At 75.3% G+C, this 4,401-nt stretch carries 6 protein-coding genes; 5 read left to right on the forward strand and 1 reads right to left on the reverse strand.

Annotation, left to right across the window (positions count from 1 at the left end; genetic code table 11):
* On the forward strand, positions 1-957 hold a 957-nt coding region (locus tag WCS02_RS17905; protein ID WP_340295640.1), incomplete at its 5' end, for a DUF3048 domain-containing protein.
* Between the two features lie 58 nt (positions 958-1,015).
* Positions 1,016-1,936 carry a pyridoxal 5'-phosphate synthase lyase subunit PdxS gene (gene pdxS, locus WCS02_RS17910; protein ID WP_340295641.1) on the forward strand — a complete coding sequence of 307 codons (921 nt, stop codon included), beginning with the start codon at positions 1,016-1,018 and terminating at the stop codon, positions 1,934-1,936.
* Here pdxS and WCS02_RS17915 read toward each other — a convergent pair.
* Complete coding sequence (locus WCS02_RS17915) at positions 1,884-2,318, reverse strand: hypothetical protein (RefSeq protein WP_340295643.1); 435 nt, start codon at positions 2,316-2,318, stop codon at positions 1,884-1,886. The two genes, pdxS and WCS02_RS17915, sit on opposite strands and share 53 nt — an antisense overlap.
* Before the next feature lie 87 nt (positions 2,319-2,405).
* Here WCS02_RS17915 and pdxT point away from each other — a divergent pair, with 87 nt between their 5' ends.
* The 3 genes from pdxT to ruvC all read left to right on the forward strand — a co-directional run.
* Positions 2,406-3,032 carry a pyridoxal 5'-phosphate synthase glutaminase subunit PdxT gene (gene pdxT, locus WCS02_RS17920; RefSeq protein ID WP_340295648.1) on the forward strand — a complete coding sequence of 209 codons (627 nt, stop codon included), beginning with the start codon at positions 2,406-2,408 and terminating at the stop codon, positions 3,030-3,032.
* A gap of 25 nt (positions 3,033-3,057) precedes the next feature.
* Positions 3,058-3,834, forward strand: coding sequence for a YebC/PmpR family DNA-binding transcriptional regulator (locus tag WCS02_RS17925; RefSeq protein WP_340295645.1), 777 nt, complete (start codon positions 3,058-3,060; stop codon positions 3,832-3,834).
* A 66-nt stretch (positions 3,835-3,900) separates the two neighbouring features.
* A partial coding sequence (ruvC, locus tag WCS02_RS17930) for a crossover junction endodeoxyribonuclease RuvC (RefSeq protein WP_340295646.1) occupies positions 3,901-4,401 on the forward strand: 501 nt, incomplete at its 3' end.

Here is a 4,401-nt window from a genome sequence, read left to right on the forward strand (position 1 = left end):
GCGCCGCCGCCGGACCAGCCGGCCGTCACCGCGCCCGGCGACCTGCCCGCCCCGGTCGCCAGCGCCCCCCGCGTCGGCGCGGCCGCCGGCACGAACTGGCTCACCGGCACGGACGTGCCCGCCGGCCGGGTCCTCGCGGTCAAGGTCGACAACACGGCCTCTGCCCGCCCGCAGGCGGGCCTCAGCAAGGCCGACGTGGTCTACGTCGAGGAGGTCGAGGGCGGCGTCACCCGGCTGCTCGCCGTGTTCCAGACCGAGATGCCCGGCGAGGTCGGCCCGGTCCGCAGCGCCCGCACCAGCGACATCCTCATCCTCGGCCGCTATTCCTCGCCCGGGTTCGTCTTCTCCGGCGGCAACGAGGGCGTCGTCGGCGAGCTCGAGGCCGCCGACCTCGCGCTCGTGTCCTTCGACACCGCCCGCGACGGCTTCGTCCGCTCGCCCGGGCGGGAGACGCCGTACGACGTCATGGGCAGCCCGGGCCAGCTCCTGGCGCGCGTCCCCGACGCCGGGGTGGCCGTCGACGTCGGCTTCCGCTTCGGACCGGCACCGTCCGGGGGGCGCGACGTGGACAGCGCCTCCTACTCCTGGCGCGCGGCGGAGATCGGTGTCGCGTGGTCGGCGGAGGAGGACCGCTGGCTGCTGAGCATGGACGGGCGGGCGTCCACCGCCGCCGAGGGCGGCCGGCTCGGCGCCGACACGGTCGTCTTCCAGCAGGTCGAGGTCGTGGGCTCGCCGTACGTCGACGTCACCGGGGCGCGGAGCCCCGAGGTGAGGCCGGTCGGCGAGGGCGAGGTGCTCGTGCTGCGCGACGGGCAGGCCCACGCGGGCCGCTGGTCCCGTCCCGCCCCGGAGGACCCGACGACGTACACGACCCCTGCGGGCGAGGTCCTGCACCTCGACGCAGGCCGGACCTGGGTCGTCTTCACCAGCGCCGGCACCTCGCCCGTCCTGGACTGACCGGCAGGGCGCCGTGACCGCCGCACGGCGCGCGGGACGGCGAACCTACGATGTGCCCATGACCGACCCCACCGCCCCCGGCGGCCCCCGCACCACCCCTGTCACCGGCACCGACCTCGTCAAGCGCGGCATGGCCGACATGCTCAAGGGCGGCGTCATCATGGACGTCGTCGACGTGGCGCAGGCCCGCATCGCCGAGGACGCCGGTGCCGTGGCCGTCATGGCGCTCGAGCGTGTCCCCGCCGACATCCGCGCCGAGGGCGGCATCTCCCGGATGTCCGACCCCGACATGATCGAGGCGATCATCGGCGCGGTCTCCATCCCCGTCATGGCCAAGGCCCGGATCGGGCACTTCGTCGAGGCGCAGGTGCTGCAGAGCCTCGGCGTGGACTACGTCGACGAGTCCGAGGTGCTGAGCCCGGCCGACTACAGCCACCACATCGACAAGTGGCGCTTCACGGTGCCCTTCGTCTGCGGCGCGACCAACCTCGGCGAGGCGCTGCGCCGGCTCAGCGAGGGCGCGGCGATGATCCGCTCCAAGGGCGAGGCGGGCACCGGCGACGTCAGCCAGGCCACGACCCACATGCGGACCATCGGGGGCGAGATCCGCCGGCTGTCCTCGATGAGCCCCGACGAGCTCTACGTCGCGGCCAAGGAGCTGCAGGCCCCGCTGCCCCTGGTCCGCGAGGTCGCCGAGGCCGGCCGCCTGCCCGTCGTGCTGTTCACCGCGGGCGGCATCGCCACCCCGGCCGACGCGGCGATGATGATGCAGCTCGGCGCCGACGGCGTGTTCGTCGGCTCCGGCATCTTCAAGTCCGGCGACCCCGCCGCCCGCGCCTCGGCCATCGTCCAGGCGACGACCTTCCACGACGACCCCGACGTCATCGCCAAGGTCTCCCGCGGCCTCGGCGACGCCATGGTGGGGATCAACGTCGACGAGCTGCCCGCCCCGCACCGGCTCGCCGAGCGCGGCTGGTGACGTCCCGGCCGAGGCGGGTGGCCTGCGCGCCGCCCGCCCGGCCGAGGTCCTGGGTCCGCAGCAGCGTCCGCTCGAGCCACACCATGAGCGAGGCCTGCGTCCCGGGCCGCCCCACCCGGCGGGCGAGCGCCTCGGCGCCGACGCCCGCGACGACGGAGACGACGACGAGCGGCACGGCGTGCAGCAGGCCGACGAGCAGGGCCACGCCGACGAGCAGCACGGCCGCGGCGCCGACCACGATCCAGCCGACCAGGCGCAGGTCGGAGCGCTGGACCTCGGTGCCGGTGACGCGGGCGGCGAGGACGTCCGTCCCGGGGCGCAGGAGCACCACGGAGACCGCGACGAGGAGTGCCTGGATGACGAGGAAGGTCGCGAGTGCCACGGTTCATGGTCCCACGGGTGACCTCGCGTGACAGGTCGTGACGCACCCGCGGCCGGGGCTGTCGCGGCCCCTGCCGGGCCGCCCGGCGTGACCTGCCGGGTGGGGGTCCTCGCGCTCCAGGGCGACGTGGCCGAGCACCTCGCGGCGCTGCGCCGCTGCGGCGCCGAGGCGGTGACCGTCCGGCGGGAGGCCGAGCTCGCCACCGTCGACGCCCTCGTCCTGCCCGGCGGGGAGTCCAGCGCGATGGACCGGCTGCTGCGCGCGACCGGGCTCGACGTGCCGCTGCGCGGGCGGCTGCGCGACGGCATGCCCGCGCTCGGCTCGTGCGCCGGCATGATCCTGCTCGCCGACCGGGTCGAGGGGGCCGCGCCCGGCCAGCGCACCCTCGGCGGCCTGGACGTCACGGTGCGCCGCAACGGCTTCGGCCGGCAGGTCGACAGCTTCGAGACCGACCTCGTCATGGCGGGGCTGCCCGGTCCCGCCCTGCACGCGGTCTTCATCCGTGCCCCCCGGGTCGTGCAGGCGGGCCCCGGCGTACAGGTGCTCGCCACGGTCGCCGGCCCCGTCGCGGGCGATACCATCGTCGCCGTCCGGCAGGGGGCGCTGCTCGCCACCGCCTTCCACCCCGAGGTGTCCGGCGACGACCGGGTGCACCGGGTGCTCGTCGACCTGGCCCGCGGGGCCCGGTCGCAGCGGGAGGGCCCGCAGGGCTGAGCCACCGCCAGCAGAAGGAGAAGAGATGTCGGGTCACTCCAAGTGGGCGACGACCAAGCACAAGAAGGCCGTCGTCGACGCCAGGCGGGCCAAGTCGTTCGCCAAGCTCATCAAGAACATCGAGGTCGCGGCGCGCACGGGCGGCGCCGACCTCTCGGGCAACCCCACGCTGGTCGACGCGGTCCAGAAGGCGAAGAAGACCTCGGTCCCCAACGACAACATCGACCGCGCCATCAAGCGCGGCTCGGGTGCCGAGGGCGGCGGGGCCGACTACATGACGATCATGTACGAGGGCTACGCCTCGGGCGGGGTCGCGGTCCTCATCGAGTGCCTCACCGACAACCGCAACCGCGCGGCCAGCGACGTCCGCGTCGCCGTCACGCGCAACGGCGGCACCATGGCCGACCCGGGCAGCGTGTCGTTCCTGTTCACCCGCAAGGGCGTCATCGTCGTGGCCAAGGCGCAGGACGGGCACCCGGACGGGCTCACCGAGGACGACGTGCTCGGTGCCGTGCTGGACGCGGGCGCCGAGGACGTCGAGGACCAGGGCGACACCTTCGAGGTGCGGTGCGAGCCCACCGACCTGGTGAAGGTCCGCACCGCGCTGCAGGAGGCGGGCATCGACTACGACTCCGCCGACGCCTCCTTCGTCCCGGCGACGTCCGTGCCGGTCGACGCCGAGCACGCCGCCAAGGTGTTCCGGCTCATCGACGCCCTCGAGGACTCCGACGACGTGCAGAACGTGTACGCCAACCTCGACGTGTCCGACGAGGTCATGGCCGAGCTCGAGGCCGTCGGCTAGCACCCGGAGCTGGGGCGGGCCGCGCGCCTGACGCCCCCTGCCCCCGGTGCGGGGCAGGGTGGGGGCGTGCGCGTGCTGGGGGTCGACCCGGGTCTGACCCGCTGCGGGGTCGCCGTCGTCGACGGCGGGACCGGGCACCGCGCCACGCTGGTCCACGTCGGGGTCGTGCGCACCGCGGTCGACGACGAGCCCGGCGTCCGCCTGGCGCAGGTGCACGCGGCGGTCGAGGCGCTGGTCGCCGAGCACCGCCCCGACGTCGTCGCCGTCGAGCGGGTGTTCGCCCAGCACAACGTCCGCAGCGTCATGGGCACCGCGCAGGCCGCCGGCATCGTCATGCTCGTCGCCGCGCAGGCCGGCGTGCGGCTCGCCATGCACACCCCGTCGGAGGTCAAGGCCGCGGTCACCGGGTCCGGCCGGGCCGACAAGGACCAGGTCGGCACCATGGTCGCCCGCATCCTGGGGCTCGCCGAGGCGCCCCGCCCCGCCGACGCCTCCGACGCGGTCGCGCTCGCGCTCTGCCAGCTGTGGCGGGGCCGCGCGACCAGCCGGCTCACCGCGGCCGCGCAC

The sequence above is a fragment of the Aquipuribacter hungaricus genome (genome assembly GCF_037860755.1).
Classification (GTDB): domain Bacteria; phylum Actinomycetota; class Actinomycetes; order Actinomycetales; family JBBAYJ01; genus Aquipuribacter; species Aquipuribacter hungaricus.